Origin of the sequence: Mycobacterium shinjukuense, assembly GCF_010730055.1 — a bacterium.
GTDB classification, from domain to species: domain Bacteria; phylum Actinomycetota; class Actinomycetes; order Mycobacteriales; family Mycobacteriaceae; genus Mycobacterium; species Mycobacterium shinjukuense.
Window position 1 is genome coordinate 1,830,649 of sequence record NZ_AP022575.1, and the last position, 19,547, is coordinate 1,850,195.

General features: G+C 66.2%; 15 protein-coding genes and 3 pseudogenes. 9 read left to right on the forward strand and 9 right to left on the reverse strand.

The window, feature by feature from the left end; all coding sequences use genetic code 11:
• Nucleotides 1-100 precede the first annotated feature (100 nt).
• The 3 genes and pseudogenes from G6N20_RS21105 to G6N20_RS08125 form a co-directional block, all read left to right on the forward strand.
• Nucleotides 101-187 (forward strand): annotated as a pseudogene (locus G6N20_RS21105) (hypothetical protein); the annotation flags it as partial.
• Nucleotides 188-669: 482 nt separating this feature from the next.
• A pseudogene (locus G6N20_RS22160) lies at nucleotides 670-1,197 on the forward strand (PPE family protein); the annotation flags it as partial.
• A 129-nt stretch (nucleotides 1,198-1,326) separates the two neighbouring features.
• A complete protein-coding gene (locus G6N20_RS08125) occupies nucleotides 1,327-2,901 on the forward strand; it encodes a beta strand repeat-containing protein (protein WP_372516347.1) in 1,575 nt (524 codons plus the stop codon).
• Between the two features lie 48 nt (nucleotides 2,902-2,949).
• On the opposite strand, the gene dnaE is transcribed toward G6N20_RS08125, so the two are convergent.
• The 4 genes from dnaE to G6N20_RS08145 form a co-directional block, all read right to left on the reverse strand.
• Nucleotides 2,950-6,435, reverse strand: coding sequence for a DNA polymerase III subunit alpha (gene dnaE, locus G6N20_RS08130; protein ID WP_232065512.1), 3,486 nt, complete (start codon nucleotides 6,433-6,435; stop codon nucleotides 2,950-2,952).
• A 194-nt stretch (nucleotides 6,436-6,629) separates the two neighbouring features.
• A complete protein-coding gene (locus tag G6N20_RS08135) occupies nucleotides 6,630-7,061 on the reverse strand; it encodes a type II toxin-antitoxin system Rv0910 family toxin (protein ID WP_083046003.1) in 432 nt (143 codons plus the stop codon).
• 223 nt (nucleotides 7,062-7,284) lie between these two features.
• Nucleotides 7,285-8,088, reverse strand: a complete 804-nt coding sequence (locus tag G6N20_RS08140; protein ID WP_083046002.1) for an SDR family NAD(P)-dependent oxidoreductase — start codon at nucleotides 8,086-8,088, stop codon at nucleotides 7,285-7,287.
• A gap of 4 nt (nucleotides 8,089-8,092) precedes the next feature.
• On the reverse strand, nucleotides 8,093-9,109 hold the full coding sequence (locus tag G6N20_RS08145) for an SDR family NAD(P)-dependent oxidoreductase (protein ID WP_083046001.1): 1,017 nt from the start codon (nucleotides 9,107-9,109) through the stop codon (nucleotides 8,093-8,095).
• 222 nt (nucleotides 9,110-9,331) lie between these two features.
• Here G6N20_RS08145 and G6N20_RS08150 point away from each other — a divergent pair, with 222 nt between their 5' ends.
• Nucleotides 9,332-9,754, forward strand: a complete 423-nt coding sequence (locus G6N20_RS08150; protein ID WP_083046000.1) for a group I truncated hemoglobin — start codon at nucleotides 9,332-9,334, stop codon at nucleotides 9,752-9,754.
• Between the two features lie 478 nt (nucleotides 9,755-10,232).
• Here G6N20_RS08150 and G6N20_RS21110 read toward each other — a convergent pair whose 3' ends face one another.
• Entirely contained in the window at nucleotides 10,233-10,451 is a 219-nt protein-coding gene (locus tag G6N20_RS21110; RefSeq protein WP_232065465.1) for a hypothetical protein, read from the reverse strand.
• On the opposite strand from G6N20_RS21110, the gene G6N20_RS08160 reads away from it, so the two are divergent.
• Nucleotides 10,450-11,217 (forward strand): class I SAM-dependent methyltransferase, encoded by a 768-nt coding sequence (locus G6N20_RS08160; RefSeq protein WP_083046098.1) that lies wholly within the window; start codon nucleotides 10,450-10,452, stop codon nucleotides 11,215-11,217. The genes G6N20_RS21110 and G6N20_RS08160 overlap by 2 nt on opposite strands.
• A gap of 7 nt (nucleotides 11,218-11,224) precedes the next feature.
• Here G6N20_RS08160 and G6N20_RS08165 read toward each other — a convergent pair whose 3' ends face one another.
• Together G6N20_RS08165 and lspA are read right to left on the reverse strand one after the other, a co-directional pair.
• Nucleotides 11,225-12,136, reverse strand: a complete 912-nt coding sequence (locus G6N20_RS08165) for an RluA family pseudouridine synthase (protein ID WP_083046097.1) — start codon at nucleotides 12,134-12,136, stop codon at nucleotides 11,225-11,227.
• A gap of 137 nt (nucleotides 12,137-12,273) precedes the next feature.
• Entirely contained in the window at nucleotides 12,274-12,864 is a 591-nt protein-coding gene (gene lspA, locus G6N20_RS08170) for a signal peptidase II (protein ID WP_083046096.1), read from the reverse strand.
• Between the two features lie 57 nt (nucleotides 12,865-12,921).
• Here lspA and G6N20_RS08175 point away from each other — a divergent pair, with 57 nt between their 5' ends.
• Nucleotides 12,922-13,890 (forward strand): asparaginase, encoded by a 969-nt coding sequence (locus tag G6N20_RS08175; protein WP_083045999.1) that lies wholly within the window; start codon nucleotides 12,922-12,924, stop codon nucleotides 13,888-13,890.
• On the opposite strand, the gene G6N20_RS08180 is transcribed toward G6N20_RS08175, so the two are convergent.
• Complete coding sequence (locus G6N20_RS08180; RefSeq protein WP_443677470.1) at nucleotides 13,855-15,294, reverse strand: DNA polymerase IV; 1,440 nt, start codon at nucleotides 15,292-15,294, stop codon at nucleotides 13,855-13,857. The two genes, G6N20_RS08175 and G6N20_RS08180, sit on opposite strands and share 36 nt — an antisense overlap.
• On the opposite strand from G6N20_RS08180, the gene G6N20_RS08185 reads away from it, so the two are divergent.
• Nucleotides 15,293-15,865, forward strand: a complete 573-nt coding sequence (locus G6N20_RS08185) for a class I SAM-dependent methyltransferase (RefSeq protein WP_179961525.1) — start codon at nucleotides 15,293-15,295, stop codon at nucleotides 15,863-15,865. The two genes, G6N20_RS08180 and G6N20_RS08185, sit on opposite strands and share 2 nt — an antisense overlap.
• A 19-nt stretch (nucleotides 15,866-15,884) precedes the next feature.
• Here G6N20_RS08185 and G6N20_RS08190 read toward each other — a convergent pair whose 3' ends face one another.
• A complete protein-coding gene (locus G6N20_RS08190; RefSeq protein ID WP_083045997.1) occupies nucleotides 15,885-16,844 on the reverse strand; it encodes a dTDP-glucose 4,6-dehydratase in 960 nt (319 codons plus the stop codon).
• Between the two features lie 518 nt (nucleotides 16,845-17,362).
• On the opposite strand from G6N20_RS08190, the pseudogene G6N20_RS08195 reads away from it, so the two are divergent.
• A pseudogene (locus G6N20_RS08195) lies at nucleotides 17,363-18,518 on the forward strand (IS30 family transposase).
• Complete coding sequence (locus tag G6N20_RS08200; protein ID WP_083045996.1) at nucleotides 18,519-19,544, forward strand: hypothetical protein; 1,026 nt, start codon at nucleotides 18,519-18,521, stop codon at nucleotides 19,542-19,544. It abuts the pseudogene before it with no gap.
• Nucleotides 19,545-19,547 lie beyond the last annotated feature (3 nt).

Here is a 19,547-nt window from a genome sequence, read left to right on the forward strand (position 1 = left end):
CCCGGCTGGGGTTGGAGTGGAAAGGTGAATCGGCGAGTTCGGATCTGCGCCGGTGGCGGCGCGCCAGTAGTCCGCGACGGCGCGGATTTCGCCGGCCTGGCTGATGATGTCGCTGAACATGCTGATCGAGTTCGGCGACGCCTTCGACTGCTCCCCTGCCGACTTCCGGTGGTGGTGCAGCTCGGCCAGATCGTAGCGGAAGATTTCGCCGGCGAGACCGCGCCCAGCGGGAAGCGGCTTCCCGAGGCCGGTGTTTGCCTACGCCAATCCAGTGTCGCCCGCCACCAGGAGAAGGTGGTTAAGAGGTTCTGAGGGAGCTGGCCGCCCGATCGGGTTGTTGGTTGGGTGTGAGTTTTGAGACCCTGTGCGAGCTGGTGACATGGGTTTGGTGAAAGCACCGATATCGGGCCGCGATGGGCATACAGTTTTTACTGCCAAGGTGCTCGAGTTACCGAGCGATCGGCCCAAGTGTTGGTGATGGGAGGCGCGCCATGGTGGCTGCGGTCATGCGGAAACTGGCGGCCGCTGATACTGCGTGGACGTGGGTCGTGGCGTCGCTTGGCGGACATGTGCAGGGCTGTGAGTGAGTAGCCGGCGATGGCTGATTACCGGGGCCCCTGCAGTGATCTTCGCTCGCTATGCCAAACCGGCTGAGAAGGGATGGGCGTGATGAATTTTATGGTGTTGCCTCCGGAGGTGAATTCGGCGCGGATGTATGCCGGTGCGGGATCGGCTCCGATGCTGGCGGCGTCGGCGGCCTGGGATGGGTTGGCCGCCGAGTTGGGTTCCGCGGCGTCCTCGTTCGCGTCGGTGACCTCAGGGCTGCTGGGTTCGGCGTGGCAGGGTCCGACGGCGATGGCGATGGCGGCCTCGGCCGCGCCGTATGCGAGCTGGCTGAGTGCGGCGGCGGCCCGGGCCGAGGGTGCGGCCGCTCAGGCCAAGGCGGTCGTTGCCGTCTATGAGGCCGCGCGAGCGGCCACGGTGCATCCGGTGTTGGTTGCGGCTAATCGCCATCGGTTGGTGTCACTGGTGATCTCGAACCTGCTTGGCCAGAATGCTCCGGCGATCGCTGCGACCGAGGCCGCCTACGAGGCGTTGTGGGCCGAGGATGTGGCGGCGATGGTGGGCTATCACGGCGGGGCCTCGGCGGTGGCGTCACAGTTGGCGCCGTGGCAGCAGGTGATACGTGCCCTGCCCTGCACCGCGGCTAGCCCGGCGACGCCACGAGTCGCCGCAGCGGCCACGCGGGTAGCCGACCTGGCTGCCGGTACCCCGGCGGTGGCACGGGTGGCTGCGGCGGCCGCGCGGGTGCCCGGCGTGGCTGCGATGAGCCCGGTGCCCGCCGCACTTGCGGCGCCGGTGGCCAGCCCGGCTGCGCTCGCCATCCCGGCCCTCGGTATCGGGAACACCGGTGTCGGGAACTTGGGGATCGGCAACATCGGCGACTACAACCTGGGCAACGGAAACACCGGCTTGTGGAACTTGGGCAACGGGAACACCGGCAACGCCAACCTGGGCAGCGGGAATAGCGCCGGCAACGCCAACCTGGGCAGCGGAAACCAGGGCTTCTTCAACTTGGGCAGCGGAAACACCGGCAACACGAACTTCGGCTTCGGAAACCTAGGATTCTTGAACTTAGGCAGCGGAAACCAAGGTGACGCAAACTGGGGCTTCGGGAACTTCGGCGACGCAAACTGGGGCAGTGGCAACCAGGGGAACGGGAACTGGGGCCTAGGGAACATCGGCGACGCAAACTTCGGCAACGGAAATCAAGGCGATTTCAACTTGGGCAGCGGAAACAGCGGCAACACCAACTTCGGCAGCGGAAATCTCGGCAACTTCAACGTGGGTAGCGGAAACCTCGGCTCGTCTAACGTGGGCTTTGGGAATCAAGGCAGCAACAACCTGGGCTTTGGGAATAACGGCAGCAACAACATTGGCTTCGGGCTCACCGGCAACAACCTGGTGGGCATCGGAGCGCTGAACTCGGGCATCGGGAACATCGGCTTCGGGAACTCGGGCAACAACAACATCGGTTTCTTTAACTCCGGCAACAACAATGTGGGTTTCTTTAACTCGGCAGATGGTAACTTCGGTTTCTCGAACTCCGGTGACACCAACACGGGCTTCTGGAACGCGGGCTTCACCAACACCGGCTTAGGGAACGCTGGCTTCAGGAACTTCGGTTTCGGGAACTCGGGCTTCGACAACATGGGCACCGGGAACTCCGGCTTCAACAACATGGGCGACGGGAACTCGGGCTTCAACAACATGGGTAGCTTCAACTCGAGCTTCAACAACCTGGGTAGCTTCAACTCGGGCTTCAACAACATGGGTAGCTTCAACTCGGGCTTCGGCAACATGGGTAGCTTCAACTCGGGCTTCCGCAATTTTGGCGACTTCAACTCGGGTTTCCATAACACGGGATGGGGTAACTCGGGCGCCACCAACACGGGCCTGTTCAACTCGGGCGACCTAAACACGGGCATCGGCAGCCCGGTCAACCAGACGGTCGCGAACTCGGGCTTCGGCAACACGGGCACCGGTAACTCGGGATTCTTTAACTCGGGCAACTCTAACGCCGGCTTCCAGAACCAAGGCAGCGGCAACGCGGGCATCAATAACCCGGGCGACTTCAACGCGGGCATCAATAACTCGGGCGACGCCAACCGGGGTATCAATAACTCGGGCAACTTTAACCAGGGTATTAATAACTCGGCCAACTCTAACCAGGGTATCAATAACTCAGGCAACTTCAACGTGGGCATCTTCAACACGGGCATGGACAACACGGGTGTGGCCCACTCGGGCAGCTTAAACTCGGGCGTGGCCAACTCTGGGATGAACAGTTCGGGAGGCTTCAACACGGGTAACAACGAGTCGGGATTCTTCGACTTGTGATGCCCTGGTATTGAGTGTTGTTCTTTCGTCCAGACGAGGCCGGCCCTGCTAGCCGCCCAGACACCCCGGACCCAACAGCTCCTTCAGATCCCCCATCAGCGCCGGCGACGGCGTCACCCGCAGCGACTGATCCAGCTGCAGCGTGGTGATCCGGTCTCCGCTGATGAGCCGCAGATGCACCTGGGAGGTGCCGGGATGGCGTGCCAGCACCTGCTTGAGCGCGCTCACCTTGTCGAAGGTGCACTGGCGGGTGGGCAGGCTAACGGCCAGCGGCCGATCCGCCGCAGCGTTGGAAAAGTCCGGCACCACAAGGTCGTTGGCGATCAACGCGATACGGTCGTCGCGGATCGCCACCTTGGCGTTGATCAGCACCACCGCGTCGTCGGCGATGTCGGCGCCGTAGCTGGAATAGGTGTGCGGGAAGAACATCACCTCGATGCTGCCGGTCAGATCCTCCAATTGTGCTGATGCCCAAGGCATTCCGTTCTTGTTGACCCGCCGGTTCACCGAGGCCAGGATGCCGCCCACCCGCACTTGGGCGTCGTTGGGGACATCACCGTCGAGGACCGCCGGGATGGCGGTGTCGACCTGGGTGGACAACAGGTGTGCCACCCTGTTGAGCGGATGCCCGGACACGTACAGTCCCAGCATCTCCCGTTCCAGGGCAAGTTTGTGCTTGTCCTCCCATTCGTCGTCGGGGACCTTGATGGTGAATACCGCGTCGGTGCCGGCATCGGTACCGCCGAACAGGTCGAACTGGCCCATCGCCTCGGCCTTCTTGGTGCCCAGCACCGAGTCCACGGCGTCGGAGTGGACCAGGAACAGACCCTTGCGCGCATGCCCGAGCGAATCGAACGCGCCCGCCTTGATCAACGACTCGGTGACCTTCTTGTTGCACGCCGAGATGTCGATCTTGTTCAGGTAGTCCGAGAAGTCGGTGAACTTGCCTTTGTCGCTGCGGGTGTTGATCAACGACGCCACCACGTTGGCGCCGACGTTGCGCACAGCGCCCAGGCCATAGCGGATGTCGGTGCCCACCGACGCGAAGTTCAGGCCGGACTCGTTGACGTCGGGTGGCAGCACGGTGATGCCCAGCTTGCGGCAGTCGGCCAGGTAAACGGCCGCCTTGTCCTTGTCGTCGCCGACGGAGGTCAACAGGCCGGCCATGTACTCGGCGGGGTAGTTGGCCTTGAGGTAGGCGGTCCAGTAGGACACCATGCCGTAGCCGGCGGCGTGTGACTTGTTGAACGCGTAGTCGGCGAACGGCAGGACGGTGTCCCACAGCGCCTTGATGGCGCCGGCGGAAAATCCGTTGGCCTTCATTCCGTCCGCGAACCCTTCGTACTCCTTGTCGAGCACCTCGCGCTTCTTCTTGCCCATCGCCTTGCGCAGGATGTCGGCGCGGGCCAGCGAGTAGCCGGCCACCTTCTGCGCAATGCGCATGATCTGCTCTTGATAGACGATCAGACCGTAGGTTTCGGCCAGGATCTCCTCCAGCGGTTCGGCCAGCTCGGGGTGGATGGGCCGGATCTCCTGACGGCCGTTCTTGCGATCCGCGTAGTCGTTGTGGGCATTTTGGCCCATCGGGCCGGGCCGGTACAGCGCGATGACGGCGACGACATCCTGGAAACCGGTGGGTTGCATGCGACGCAGCAGGTCGCGCATCGGGCCACCGTCGAGCTGGAACACGCCCAGGGTGTCGCCGCGGCCCAGCAGATCGTAGGTGGGCTTGTCGTCCAGCGGCACCGATTCCAGATCGAGGTCGATTCCCCTGTTGGCCTTGATGTTGTCGATCGCGTCGCCGATGATGGTCAGGTTGCGCAGCCCCAAAAAGTCCATCTTCAGCAGGCCGATGGCCTCGCACGCCGGGTAGTCCCAACCGGTAATGATCGCCCCGTCCTGCGGACGCTTCCACAGCGGGATGGCCTCGGTCAGCGGTTCGCTGCTCATGATCACCGCACAGGCGTGCACGCCGGCGTTGCGGATCAGGCCTTCCAGGCCGCGTGCCGTCTGGTAGATGGTGCGTACGTCCGGGTCGGTTTCGATCAGACCACGCACCTCAGCGGCTTCCTTGTAGCGCTCGTGGGCCGGATCGGTGATGCCCGACAGCGGAATGTCTTTGGCCATGATCGCCGGCGGCAGCGCCTTGGTGATCCGGTCGGCGATCGCGAACCCGGGCTGCCCGTAGTGGATGCGCGCCGAATCTTTCAGCGCCGCTTTGGTTTTGATGGTGCCGAAGGTGATGACCTGGGCGACCCGGTCGTGGCCCCACTTGTCAGCGGCATAGCGCACCATTTCACCGCGGCGGCGGTCGTCGAAGTCGATGTCGATGTCGGGCATCGACGTGCGCTCGGGGTTGAGGAACCGCTCGAACAGCAGGCCGTGTGGGATCGGGTCGATATCGGTGATGCCGAGGGCGTAGGCGACCAATGAGCCCGCCGCCGAGCCACGACCGGGGCCGACCCGGATGCCCACCGAGCGCGCATGGTTGATCAGGTCGGCCACGATCAGGAAGTACGACGGAAAACCCTTCGCACAGATGACGTCGATCTCGTAGGCCGCCCGCGCGAGGTAGTTCTGCGGCGGACCGTCGGGGAATCGCCGGGCCAGCCCGGCGTCCACCTCACGGCGCAGCCAGGACCCCTGGTCGTGCCCCGCGGGCACGGGAAAAACCGGCATCCGGTTGCGCGGTGTCCACACCTCGGCGTACGACTGCACCCGCTCGGCGATCAGCAACGTGGCGTCGCACGCGCCGGGCACTTCGTCATCCCAGATCTCGCGCATTTCGGCGGCCGACTTGAGGTAGTAGCCGTCGCCGTCGAACTTGAACCGGTTGGGATCGGACAGGGTCTTGCCGGTCTGCACGCACAACAGCGCCTCGTGGTTGTGGGCGGCGTCGCGGGTGACGTAATGGCAGTCGTTGGTGGCCAGCGGCGGAATGCCCAGCGTGCGACCGATCTCGAGCAGGCCCTCACGAACGCGGCGTTCGATGGTCAGCCCGTGATCCATCAGCTCTAGGAAGTAGTTGTCCGGACCCACGATCTCGCGCCACTTGGCGGCCGCCTCCAGCGCCTCCCGGTGCTGGCCAAGCCTGAGGCGGGTCTGCACCTCCCCGGACGGGCAGCCGGTGGTGATGATGATCCCATCGGCGTGTTCGGCGATGAGCTCGGCATCCATGCGCGACCACTTGCTCAGCTGGCCCTCAAACGAAGCCAGCGAGGACAGCTTGAACAGGTTGCGCAGACCCGTCGCGTTCTCGGCCATCATCGTCAGGTGTGTGTAGGCCCCGCCGCCCGAGACGTCGTCGCCCTTCTGACTGGGGTCGCCCCAGGAAATGCGCCGGGTGTCAAAGCGTGAGCCGGGCGCGACATACGCCTCCACGCCGATGATCGGCTTGATTCCCGCCTTGGTCGCCGAGTTGTAGAACTCGCTGGCGCCGAACATGTTTCCGTGATCCGTCATCCCCACCGCGGTCATTCCCAGCCGCTCCACCTCGGCCAACATGGGAGTGATCTTCGCGGCACCGTCCAACATCGAATACTCGGTGTGGTTGTGCAGGTGCACGAAGGACGCGCGATGTGGGGGCACTCCCCCACAAGTGGGCGGTACCCCCACCCGGTTGCGGGGGACGCTGGCGCGACGAGCAGACGGACCTGTCATAGGGACGCCAGTCTATGACCGACCACCGACGGCGTGCGGGCGTGTCGCGAAGTGTGTCGTGCGGCCGGTCAGCCGTACAGCTCGACGAACTGCTTTAGCGACTTCTCCACATCTCCCTTGACGGCACGGGCGGCGGCCGACCCCACCGGGCCGAACAACGCGCGCCCGCCCAGCTCAAGGCGTAGACCGAGGGTGGAGCCGTCCCGGCTGGGCGTGACGGTAAGGGTGACCCCGTACTTTGCTCCGCCCTTCCCGGCCCCGGACATGACCACCTCATGCGGCGGGTCCCACTTCGTCACCGTCCACGTCACCCGGTTGCGCATGCCCTTGGCACGGGCGACACCAACGATCTGGACGCCTTCGCTCAATTGGTCAGGCAACTCGCTGCGCCACCCCTCGTGAATCACCAGCCAATCGCCCAACCTTGACAGATCCGACACGTGGTCCCACATGTCCTGCGGGCTCATCGGCATGTCGGCGGTCATCTCAACTGAAGCCATCGGATGAGCCTAGCGCCGGCGACGATGCGGGCCGCGGCAAGCGACCCGCTGAGGAGCGGTGCCATCAAGCCCCGCGCCGGCGACGATGCGGGCCGCGGCAAGCGACCCGCTGAGGAGCGGTGCCATCGAGCCCCGCGCCGGCTGTCTCCGTCGAGCCTGTGGTTGTCGTGCTCGTCACTCGCACTTTTGCGCGCTAACTACAGTTTCGGCACCGGCCGTCACATCAACGGCTGGGGCCGCCGCGCAGCCGGTTGCCGATCCGGATCGCGGGCAGCAGCAGGCTGCGCGGCGCCAGCCTGCCGCCGGTGCTGATGACCTTGGGCACCACGCCGGGCACCACGCTGCGCTTGCCGGCGAGCATCCCCGCGATCGCGGCTTCGGCGACGTCGTGCGGCGAAACCTGCGCGATCGGGATGCTGAACCGCTCGGCGCTGGCGATCTCGGCCCACTCGGTGGGCACCGGGCCCGGACACAAGGCTGTCACCGATACGCCGGTGCCGTGCAACTCCTCCTGCACGGCCTCGGAAAACGTCAGTACGAACGCCTTGGTGGCCGAGTACACCGCCATGTAGGGAATCGGCTGGAAACCCGCGATCGACGCGATGTTGAGCACCGCGCCGGCACCACGCTCGACCATGCCGGGCAGGGCCGCGCGGGTGAGTTCCATCAACGCCAGCGCGTTGAGGGTGACTTGCTCACTTTCCCGTTCGAACGGCAGCTCATAGAAGCGCCCGCTGGTGCCGAATCCCGCGCTGTTGCACAGACCGGCGATCGTGTCGTTGCGCAGGCGATCGGCCAGCCGAGCCCGCGAATGCGGATCGGCCAGGTCGAGTGGCACAACTTCGACCCCGACCTTGTGCTCGTGGCGCAACTGGTCAGCCAGCTCATCGAGACGCTCGCGGCGCCGCGCGACCAGGGTCAACGGGAAACCGCGGCGGGCCAAGCCTTTTGCCAGTTCAACCCCGATGCCGGAGGACGCTCCGGTGACGACGACGGTGGACGTGGTGCTCGGTTTCGGCAGGCTCATGACGTCACCAATGTATTCCGCGGGTCGCCTGCACGAACGTTTCGCTGCGCTTGTCCAGCTCGGGTGCTTCGGCGCCGGATTCGCCGCCCTTGGCCGCGGCGGAGTCGTTGAACATGGTGAACGCGCGGTTGCGTACCCGATCCATCACCGCCGGGTTGACGGCATCGGCCACGGCGGCGAACTGCCCGAACGGTGAGCTGGCCCGCCGGGGGCGGTGCAGGATCGCATCGGTGATCACACCGGCAGCCTGATCCGGCGACAACGCCGGGAACCGGTCATACAGCGTGGTTGGGCTGATCATCGGCGTCCTGACCAGCGCCATGTGCACGGTGGTGAATCGGACGTTGTCGTTCACCGTCTCGGCTTGCAGGGCGTCACAGAGGCTGTCCAGCGCGGCCTTGCTGGCGATGTAGGCGCCGAAGCGCGGCGCGCGGGTCTGCACACCCACCGAGGAGACGTTGATGATGTGCCCGAAGTGGCGTTCCCGCATGCCGGGGATGAACTTGAGGATGAGTTGGACCGCGCCGAGGTAGTTCAGTTGCATGGTGCGCTGGTAGTCGTGGATTCGGTTGTAGGACAGTTCCAGCGAGCGCCGGATCGACCGCCCCGCGTTATTGATCAGGATGTCGACCCGGCCCAGATCGGCGAGCACCTGGTCGGCCATGGCGGCGATGGCGTCCATGTCGGACAGATCGCACGGGTAGACATGGGCGGTCCCGCCGTTGTCGCGAATTTCGGTGGCGACTCTTTCCAGGTTCTCCAGGGTGCGCGCCACCAGGACTACCGTGCCACCCGCTTCGGCGATCTTCTTCGCGGCCGCCTCGCCGATACCCGACGACCCGCCGGTGATGAGGATGATCTTGCCCTGAACCGCGTCGCTGAGTTTGCGACCCTGCACCGCGTCGAGCAAATTCCGGAAATAAAACGGTCGATACCGCCCCGCAGAGTTGGGGGTGTTGATGATATTGGACACCGCCGCGAACGGTTTCTCGACGAACGTCGTGAGGTCACCAAGGTTCATCGGTTGTCGCTCCTGATGGCGGTGTGGTTGATGTGACTGAAGGTCATGAAGCAAACCTAGGACATCCGTCAACGAATGGACACGGATCGCCGCGATGTGGACCAGGCCACACGGTTACCTGACCGTGGGCGGCGCACCACCGCAATCGAGTTGTTACAGCGGGTAAACGGGGCGTGACCGCACCCTAATGGCCGGGCAACGTCGGCATGTTGGCCTCACACGATGGGATTCACGAAAACACTGACGTCGCGCTTCGGCAAACGCCAGCCGATCAGCATCTACGACAAGATCGGTGGGCAAGAGGCAATCGAGGCCGTCGTCAACGACTTCTACGAGCGTGTTCTTGCCGACGATCAGCTGTCGGGCTTCTTTAGCGGAACGAACATGAACCGACTCAAAGGCAAGCAGGTGGAGTTCTTTGCCGCAGCCCTCGGCGGGCCCGAACCCTACACCGGTGCGTCGATGAAGCAGGTGCATCAGGGGCGCGGCATCACCATGCACCACTTCACCCTGGTCGCCGGGCACTTAACCGAGGCGCTGACCGCGGCCGGGGTCCCCTCCGAGACGGTCACCGACATTCTCGCAGTGATCGCCCCGTTGGCCGCAGACGTCACATCCGGCGAAGCCAGCGCGGCCGCAGTCTGAGCGCGGCACGAACGTAGGCGTACCTGAGCGTGAGGCGTACCTGGGCGTGTCAAGCTTCCACGGTCACGGTCGCAGCCGGTAAACAGCACATGTGAGGCCCATCGCCACCATCGCCGCCACCCTGGTGCTCGGCGCCGGTAGCTCGAAACACACCGCCACAGGCATCGCCGACCGCGGGGTCGGTCAGCCAACTGCGCCCAGACCGACGGCAAGGTCCATCGGTTGGTCTGCGATGACCCCAGCTGACCGCCTCGACCGCGGCTGCGGGCCAGCTCCGGCAGGCGGCGGCCCGGGACGGCGCCGACTGGGCGGCGTTGAGGTCCACCCAGAACGCCGGGATGACACGGCGGGATGCCTGCACGCAGAACACCGATCCACGACCCGGCATGCTGGCGGCCTACCAGACCCTGCTGGTCGAGTTGGCCATCACCGATCCCACCACCGTCGGTCCCGGCCCTCCTCACAGGCCCGGCCGAGTTCAGCCCCTTGACCGCGCAGTTACCACCAGTTCGACCCGAAGACGGCCGTTCTCGACTCGAAGGGCAGACAGCAGATCCTGGTCGTCGAACCGTCCGGCAGCGGGGCCCGGTACGGCCGTGAAGGCATCGACGCTGGGGGCATCGGGCACGGTGCGGTTCGACTTCAACGGCACCACGTTCGTCTGCAACACGCCGTGCGGGCTGACAATGACGGTCATGCGTCGCGCGTTCGAGGACCTGGTAGCCGAAGCCATGGCAGCCCCTGTCGAAGGCTGGGATTTCTCCTGGCTCAACGGCCGCGCGACCGAGGAACGCCCGTCGTGGGGCTACCAACGGCTGATGAGTCAACGCCTGGCAGCCGCGTCGGCGGCCCTGGACATCCATACCGGCGGCGGAGAGGTGCTGGCGGGGGTGGACAAGTTCCCGCCAACCATGGCGGCCACCGAGTCGTGGCCGCCCAATGCGGCATTGGCCACCCGGCGATTGCATCCACGTGGCGTGGTGGTCGTCGCGGCACCCGACGCTCCTCCCCTGCCGTTCGCCGATGAGGCGTTCGACCTGGTGGTCAGCCGCCATCCCATTGCCGTGTGGTGGGACGAGATTGCCCGACTATTGCGACCTGGAGGCACCTACCTGGCTCAGCACCCCGGACCCGCGACGGTATCCGAGCTCGTGGAGCACGTCATCGGGCCCCAGCCGCAGCTGTGGGCCCAGTTCGAGCTGTCCGCCCAAGGCGCGCAGGCGCGAGCCGCCGGGTTGCAGATCGTCGACATGCGCATGGAACGGCTCACCGCCGAGTTCTTCGACATCGGCGCGGTGGTCTACTTTCTGCGCAAGCTGATCTGGACGGTGCCCGATTTCACCGCCGAGCCCTACTACGGGCGGTTGCGTCACCTGCATGAACGCATCGAGGCCGAGGGGCGTTTCGTCACTCACCCCACCAGGGTTCTGGTCGAGGCGCGCAAGCCCGACCGGCGCAGCTAGCCCGTCATCACCCCTCCGCACGCAACACGTCCAAGGCGTGCCGCAGATCCGGCGGGTAAGGGCTGACGATCTCCACCCGCCGGCCGTCGGCGGGATGCGCGAACGCCAGCGAACGTGCATGCAGCCATTGATGTTCCAGACCAAGCCTGTTCGCTAGCTTCGGGTCGGCGCCATAGACCAAGTCCCCACAGCACGGGTGACGCAGTGCCGCGAAATGCACCCGGATCTGGTGTGTCCGACCAGTTTCCAGTTGAACGTCCAACAGGCTGGCGGCGACGAAGGCCTCCAGGGTGTCGTAGTGGGTGATGCTGTGTCGGCCCTTCCTGGTGACCGCGAACTTCCACTCATGCCCGGGGTGCCGGCCGATCGGCGCGTCGATTGTTCCGCTGGACGGATCCGGATGTCCTTGCACCAGCGCGTGATACCGCTTGTCGACCAGGCGATGCTTGAACGCCCGCTTGAGCGCCGTATAGGCGCGCTCGGAGATCGCGACCACCATCACCCCGGAGGTGCCGACGTCCAGCCGATGGACGATGCCCTGCCGCTCGTGCACGCCGGAGGTGGTGATGCGGTACCCGGCCGCCGCCAGGCCACCCAGCACCGTGGTTCCGGTCCAGCCCACCGACGCGTGCGCCGCCACCGCGGCGGGCTTGTCGACGGCGACGATGTCGTCGTCGGAATACAGGATGGTCATGCCCTCGATCTCGACGGGGGTGTTCTCCAACGGCGCCGGCGACTCGGGCAGCCGCACCTGCAACCAGGCACCGGATTTCAGGCGGTCGGACTTTGCCGCCTGCACGCCGTCCACTACCACCCCGCCGTCTTCGGCGATGGCCGCCGCGGCGCTGCGGGACAGTCCCAGCAGGCGCGCCAGCCCGGCGTCGACCCGCATGCCCGCCAAACCCTCCGGCACGGGCATCAGGCGATCGGTCGACAAGCGCCGCTCTCCCCCGCCATCGGGTGGGGGTACCTCCCGCTTGTGGGGGCGTGTCCCCACCCAGTTGTGTGGGCGTGCCCCCACCGCATCGCTGCGCTCCGCATCGTCGTCGGCGGTCATCAGCGTTGGTCGGCCTTGCGCCGACCCACCGTGTCGAAATCGAAGCCGAACATGGACAGCACGACAAGCAGGACAGCGCCGCCAACCACGGACGGATCGGCCACGTTGAACACCGGCCACCAACCGACCGACAAGAAGTCCACCACGTGCCCGCGCAGCGGCCCCGGCGCCCGGAAGAAACGATCGACCAGGTTGCCCAGCGCGCCGCCCAGGATCATCCCGAGCCCCAGGGCCCACCAGGGTGACACCAGCCGACGTCCCATCCAGACGATGCCGGCCACCACGGCCGTGGCGATCAGCGTCAACACCCAGGTGTAGCCGGTCGCCATCGAGAACGCGGCCCCCGAATTACGCACCAAAGTCCAGGTCACCGTGTCGCCGATGATCGACACCGGCTGGCCAGGGGGCAGCAGCTTGACGGCCAACACCTTGGTGACCACGTCGAGCGCCAGCACAAACGCCGCGACCGACAGCAGCAGCCGCAGCCGCCTCGGGGGTGCCGGTGGCCCGTCAGCTTCGGGTTCCGCGGCCTCGCCGGCATCGCCGGCCGACGTCAGGGGATCAGCAGATCCGGTTGGTTCGTCAGACACGCTCCCATCATCCCTCAGCGGCAACGGCACCCCCGCACACGGCCGCGCGGGCAGCACATGCGAGATGATCCGATCATGGGCCGGCTCACCGTCATTGCCACCGGAGGGACGATAGCGACCAGCACCGGCGCCGACGGGGTGCGCCGGCCGACCCGCCGCGGCGCGGACCTGACCGCCGGCCTCGACGGCGATCACGCCGTCGACGTCATCGACCTGATGGCCGTCGACAGCTCACAGCTGACGCCGGCCGATTGGGATCGGATGCGCGACGCGGTGCAGACGGCGATTGGTGACGGCGCCGAGGGCGTGGTCGTGCTGCACGGCACCGACACGATGGAGGAGAGCGCGCTGTGGCTCGACCTCACCTACCGGGGCACCGCCCCGGTCGTGCTGACTGGGGCCATGCGCAGCGCCGACGCCCCCGACACCGACGGTCCGGCCAACATTCGCGACGCCTTGGCGGTGGCGGCCAGCCCGGCGGCCCGTGACCTTGGTGTTCTGCTGTGTTTCGCGGGGCGGGTGTTGCAGCCGTTGGGCCTGCGCAAGGTGGCCACCGACGACCTGAGCGGCTTCGCTGGGGAGCTGCTCGGCAGCGTCACGGACTGGAGGGCACCGGGTGTGACGATGACACGCCCCAAGTCGCGGCCGTATCTCGGCGACCTGCGCGCCGCCGAGGCGCCGCGGGTCGACATCGTCGCGGCCTACCTGGGCAGTGACACGGTGGCCCTGGACGCCTGCGTGGCCGCCGGCGCCCGGGCGGTGGTCCTCGAGGCGCTGGGCTCGGGCAACGCCGGTGCGGCGGTGGTCGACGGCGTGCGCCGGCATTGCCGCAACGGCGTCGTGATCGCCGTATCGACCCGAGTGGCCGGTGGACGGGTCGGCGCGAGCTACGGCCCGGGGCGCGATCTCGTGGACGCCGGCGCCGTGATGGTGCCGCGGCTGCCCCCGTCGCAGACCCGGGTGCTGCTGATGGCCGCGCTGGCGGCCAAGCTACCCGCAGCCGAGGTCATCGCCCGCTGGGGCTGAGGCTTCGGTGGACTCCTCCACCCGCAGCCGACCGACGTAATCGGGCCAGTCCAGGCTGTCGACCGGGTTGGCGGTCGTGAGGTCGCGTGTATCGATGGCGAACGTCCGGGCCGACCCGGGGCCCGAACCGCGGGTTTCGAACCGGACCGTGACCACGCCGTGGCCCGCCCCCTGCACCCAGCCGTGCCCGAACTCGCGGTGGGCGACGTCGTCGCCGACCCGCCACGACAACGGGTCCTCAGCCACCTTGTCCGTCAGCGGATGGGCCTCTTCCGAGGTCCTCGAAACCAGCTCCAGATCCGGAAACAGCGATTCTTGGCGCACGTCGCGCAGGCCCGAAAACCCAACCCCTAGAAGGCGAATAGGCCCGATCCGAACGGGATCCAGCAGTAGCCGCCGGGCCACCGCCACCAACGCGGCGGCCTCGGCCGTCGCGTAGGGCAAGGTCGCTGACCGGGTCAGCGTGCTCATGTCGGATTTCTTCAGCTTCACGGTGACGGTGCGGGCACCGCGGCCGTCGCGCAGCAGGCGTTGGTGAGCGTGCTCGGCGATGGGCTCGATCGCCGCGCGCAGCTGATCCAAGGTGGTCAGGTCGACGGCGAAGGTGGACTCGGCGCTGATTTGCTTGGCTTCGGCACGTTCGGCGACGGGGCGGTCGTCGACACCGCGGGCCAGCCGGTGCAGCGCGGGCCCAACGGTCGGGCCCAGGATGTTGGCCGCCTCGGCGTCGGTCAACGCGGCCAGCTGCCCGATCGTCTCGATGCCGAGTCGATGCAGCTTCTCCTCGGCGACCGGACCGATGCCCCACAGCCGCCGCACCGGTAACGCGCCGAGCAACGCCTGTTCGTCGGCACGGCGGACCACTCGAATCCCGTCGGGCTTGGCCAGGCCGGAGGCTATCTTGGCGATCTGCTTGCCCGAGCCCGCACCGACCGACGCGATCAGACCCGTCTCCTCGCGCACCCGTCGCCGTAACTCTTCGCAGAACGTCTCGACGTCCTCGGCCGCCGCCCCGGCAAGGTACGGCGGCTCGCCGAACGCCTCGTCGAAGGACAGCTGCTCGACCACGGGCACCAGGCTGCGCACGGTGTCGAAGACCCGACGGCTGGCCACCCCGTAGACCACTCCGCGTGGCGGCAGCACCACCGCGGTCACACCGACCAGCCGGCGGGCCTGATGCATCGGCATGGCCGAGCGGGCACCGAACACCCGCGCTTCATAGCTCGCCCCGGCCACCACACCACGGCCGCCCAGCCCGCCGACCAGCACCGGCCGGCCCCGTAGGGTCGGCCGGGTCAGCTGTTCGACGGAGGCGAAGAACCCGTCCATGTCCAGGTGCAGCACCCAGCGCGACTCCACACCCGTTGATGCTATTTCTGGGTGTCGGGCTAACGTCTTTGCCATGGCGATGAACCTCGTGCACCGGTTGTGCTGCAGCTCGAACCGCTGGGCGAGGCAGGTCGAGGCCCAGGTGTTGCCATGGGTGCTCGCCGATGTGCAGTTGGGCGACAACACGCTCGAGATCGGACCGGGATACGGCGCATTTCTGCGGGTCCTGATCGACAAGACAGCGAAGCTCACCGCGGTCGAGATCGATTCGCCGATGGCTCAGCGGCTGCAGCGGCTCTACGGAGACCGGGCTCGCATCATCCTCGGCGACGGCACCGACACCGGGTTGCCGGCCGGGGAGTTCAGCTCGGTGGTGTCCTTCACGATGCTGCACCACGTCCCGACCGCGGACCTGCAAGACCGCCTGTTCGCCGAGGCCTTCCGGGTGCTCCGCCCCGGCGGTGTCTTCGCCGGCAGCGACGGCGTGCCGTCGTTGCTGTTCGGCCTTTTGCACTTCCGCGACACCTACACCCCCGTTGCACCCCAGACCCTGCCGGATCGCTTGCGGGCAACGGGATTTCGCGACGTTCACGTCGAAGTCCGCGCCGGCAGGCAGCGCTGGCGCGCGGTGAAACCGCGACCCTAAGCGAAGCCCTTTCCGGGTGCTAATTGCCGCTGTCAGCCAGTTGTTGCGGCTGCGCTATCGCCCATTCGATGTATCGGTCGATTCCCTCCCAAATACCGACGCGCGGGTCAAATCCTATGCTTTTGGCCAACGAAATATCCGCAGGATATCGAGAAACCTCCCCCGGACGTGGCTGACCCTGGGTGACTCGGGTGTGGAATCTCTGTGCAATATATTCCGCGATATCCCGCACGCTGGTATTGGTTCCGCTCGCAAAGTTGATTGCCCGGCCCTTGAGGCTTGGCACCGCCAGCACCAGCCGGTATGCCCGGACAATATCGCTCACATGGAGATAGTCTCTGGTTGCGATTCCCTCACCGAAGACCGTCAGGTCTTCCCCGGCCAGAGCTTGCCGCACGAGTCGAGGAATTAACGCACCGAATGTTCCGCTTTTCTGGCGCTCGCCGAAAATGTTGAAGGGCCGAACGATGGTGATATCCATATCGTAGGAACGGTAGTACGAGTAGCAGAGCCTGTCCGCCGCCGCTTTCGACGCCCCGTACGGGCTGTTCGGCCTCATCTCGGCCGTTTCGTCGAGAAGCGCGTCTGGGCCGAGGTCATGCCCATCGCCGTACACCTCGCAGGTCGATGCGTAGATCACTCGAGATTGGTGTCGGCGCGCCGCCTCCAGCACGTTGTAGGTGCCCATGACATTCGTGTCGAGGAAACTCTTCGGATCGTGCAGTGACCTGTCGACGTTGACGTTCGCCGCCAGGTGGAAGACAACATCGTGATCACGCACCGTTTTACTGGTCAGCTCGGGGTCGGTGATGGAGCCGAAGACGATGTCGGCGCGCTCATTCTCCGCGAAAATCCGGGTGTTTCGTTTGGCCGCAATCGAGAGCGTATTGAGCACGGTCACGTGATGTCCCATCGCGAGCAGGGCCTCCGAAAGGTGGCTTCCCTGGAAACCCGCACCGCCAGTCACAAGTATTCTCACCGCACGATGCTCCCCGTCGCTTTCATCGGATCTCGCGGCTCACACCTTACTGCTCGGCAACGGCGGGCGTTCACGAGCCAAAGCGGGCCGACGGCAGCGCAGTGGTCCGTGGATGTGATAGGTAGACTACGGGCCAAACAACCTGCAACTGCCGCATTTTCAGGCGGGTGTGCCCACGCACGGGGCGCGCCGCAACGACAAGGAAAGCAACGTGTGTGCGTCCAACACCGGGTCCGCTGCTTGGACTCAAGTGATCGTTGCAACACCTGACCTTGGAGGTGCTGCATGGATTACGAGATGGGGTTTCGGGGTACTGGTGTCCATCTGGATGCTGAGTCGGCCGGGTTGGTACGGGAGAGGTTCTGGGCGGCGCTAGGGTCGGGGCTCTCGCCGACGTCGGCGGCCACGGTTGCCGGTGTTGCTGGCGCGACAGGCCGCAAGTGGGCCAAAAGCGCCGGGTATCAAACCGACAAAGGGCACTTCGGCACCCGGTACTCCCAACAGGTCAAAGACGCGTTTTGGGTCGCGCTGCACGCGGGTGCGACGCCGACGCAGGCGGCGGTGTTAGCTGGCGTGTCGGAACACACCGCGCGGCGCTGGGTCGATCAGGCTGGCTATGTGCCAAGAACACCTATTGCCGCTGTTCAAGAGCCTGTGGTCGTGTCGCGGGCGATGTCGTTTGTCGAACGCTGCCGTCTAGAAGAGCTGTTTGTGTCGGGGTATTCGCAAGCCGACGCCGCCCGCCTGCTGGGCCGGTCTCGCTCGACGATCAGCCGGGAGGTGCGTCGAGGAATGACCGGCTGTGGTTATCGCGCCGGGTTCGCCCAGGACGCCGTCGAAGCGGCCCGAGCGCGGCCCAAGGGGCGCAAGCTGGAGTCCAATCCGGCGCTGCTGGCCGAGGTTGTGCGACGCTTGGAAAAGCGGCACAGCCCTGAGCAGATCGCGGCCCGGCTGCGCGAAGACTTTCCCGACAATCCGGAGATGTGGGTGTCTCACGAGACGATCTACCAGGCCCTGTACGTGCAGCCCCGCGGAGAACTGGCCCGCCAGGTCAAAGCTGCGCTACGCACCGGACGCATCAAACGAAAACAGCAGGGCCGCAACCCGGTTGAGAGACGTAGCCGGTTCAAGGACGGAATGATCAACATCAGTGAGCGGCCGGCCGAGGCCGACGACCGCGCCATCCCCGGACACTGGGAAGGCGATCTGATCATCGGCAAAGACCAGGCCTCCCAGATCGGCACCCTGGTCGAGCGCACCACCGGATTCGTGATCCTGCTGCACCTGCCCGAGGATCGCACCGCAGCCACCGTCGCCGAAGCGATGACCGCCAAAATCCCCGAGATCCCCGACGTGCTGCGCCTGTCGCTGACCTGGGATCAAGGCAGCGAGATGGCCCTGCACACCAAGATCACCGAGGCCACCGGGTTGCCGATCTACTTTTGCGACCCACACAGCCCCTGGCAACGCGGCACCAACGAGAACACCAACGGCCTGCTTCGCCAGTACTTCCCCAAAGGCACCGACCTGTCCTTCCACGGACCTGGGATCCTTGACAACGTCGCCGCCGAACTCAACGCCCGTCCCCGCAAGCGCCTCGGCTGGCGTACCCCCGCCGAAGAACTCCACCGACTACTGTCAGACCCGTCCACTTTTGTTGCAGCGACCGCCTGAATCCAAGCTGCCGTCGACCGGTTCGGTGCCCGCTGCGCGACCGAAATCCGCCAGCAGGTTGCCGCGTGGTGCGCACATCCAGCCCTGTCCGAGCTGGTCGGCATGTTCGGCGGCGCCATGCCGCGCGGACCCAGCCTCGCCTCGCGGCTGACGCTGCTGGACGAGTTCAGCGCCGTGTGGGATTACCGGGGCCGGGCACGATCCGGCGCTGCCGGCCCGGTGCACAGCCAGGACGCGGCCGGAGCGGCCAGGTGGCTGATTCCGCGCCTGAACCTGCCGGCCGCCCGGCTGGAGAAGATCACCACGCTGGCCGGTGAACTCGGCCTCACCGACGAATCCCGTCCGGCGGGAACGGATTTCGATCACATGCTGGTGATCGGCGGGGGGCGCTACACCAACCTGCTGCGGGTCCGCTACGCCCGCGAGATGGCGGCTGGCCGGCGTGTCGGTCACCTGGTGCTGGCCGCCGCGTCGCGACGGCTGCTGGACTCCGAACAGGACGCGGTCGCCGCATGCGCTTCCGGGGCCCGCACCGAATTCGACCTGCTGGTGGCGGCCGCGGGCGACGCGTTGGGGCTGGACATCCGGGACGTGGCCAAGCACGCGCGCCAACGAGTCGACCGGCCCCAACGCGACCGGACGGTGTGGCGTTTCCCGTCTAACAGCAACGATCTTGGCGTGCCGATCACCCTGCTCGAGACGCCGTCGCCAGATCCGGACAACCGTCGGGCCAATTCCGGGGACAGCTACACCTTCGCCGCGCGGACGGCGGGCATGCACCGATCGACGTGTCTGCTGGTGACCGGTCAGCCGGTGGTCCGCTACCTCCACTTCGAGGCCTTGCGAACCCTGACGCTGCCATTGGGAATTCGCGTGGAGTCGGCGGGCTTCGGCGTGGACCGATACAACAGGCTCACCGAGACAGACCAGCGGCACCCGGCCAAGCTGCTGCAGGAGGTCCGCTCGACGATCCGATCCGCCCGGGCGCTGATCGAGCGGATCGAGGGCGTGGCATGCCGCGGTTAGGTC

Coding starts and splice junctions, on each gene's coding strand:
- G6N20_RS08125 (WP_372516347.1), top strand. CDS start 1,327: ATGAGCCCGGTGCCCGCCGCACTTGCGGCGCCGGTGGCCAGCCCGGCT.
- G6N20_RS08145 (WP_083046001.1), bottom strand. CDS start 9,109: ATGAACCTTGGTGACCTCACGACGTTCGTCGAGAAACCGTTCGCGGCG.
- G6N20_RS08160 (WP_083046098.1), top strand. CDS start 10,450: ATGCGTCGCGCGTTCGAGGACCTGGTAGCCGAAGCCATGGCAGCCCCT.
- G6N20_RS08135 (WP_083046003.1), bottom strand. CDS start 7,061: ATGGCTTCAGTTGAGATGACCGCCGACATGCCGATGAGCCCGCAGGAC.
- G6N20_RS08140 (WP_083046002.1), bottom strand. CDS start 8,088: ATGAGCCTGCCGAAACCGAGCACCACGTCCACCGTCGTCGTCACCGGA.
- G6N20_RS08185 (WP_179961525.1), top strand. CDS start 15,293: ATGGCGATGAACCTCGTGCACCGGTTGTGCTGCAGCTCGAACCGCTGG.
- G6N20_RS08175 (WP_083045999.1), top strand. CDS start 12,922: ATGCGAGATGATCCGATCATGGGCCGGCTCACCGTCATTGCCACCGGA.
- dnaE (WP_232065512.1), bottom strand. CDS start 6,435: ATGTTGGACGGTGCCGCGAAGATCACTCCCATGTTGGCCGAGGTGGAG.
- G6N20_RS21110 (WP_232065465.1), bottom strand. CDS start 10,451: ATGACCGTCATTGTCAGCCCGCACGGCGTGTTGCAGACGAACGTGGTG.
- G6N20_RS08165 (WP_083046097.1), bottom strand. CDS start 12,136: ATGCCCGTGCCGGAGGGTTTGGCGGGCATGCGGGTCGACGCCGGGCTG.
- G6N20_RS08180 (WP_443677470.1), bottom strand. CDS start 15,294: ATGGCAAAGACGTTAGCCCGACACCCAGAAATAGCATCAACGGGTGTG.
- G6N20_RS08150 (WP_083046000.1), top strand. CDS start 9,332: ATGGGATTCACGAAAACACTGACGTCGCGCTTCGGCAAACGCCAGCCG.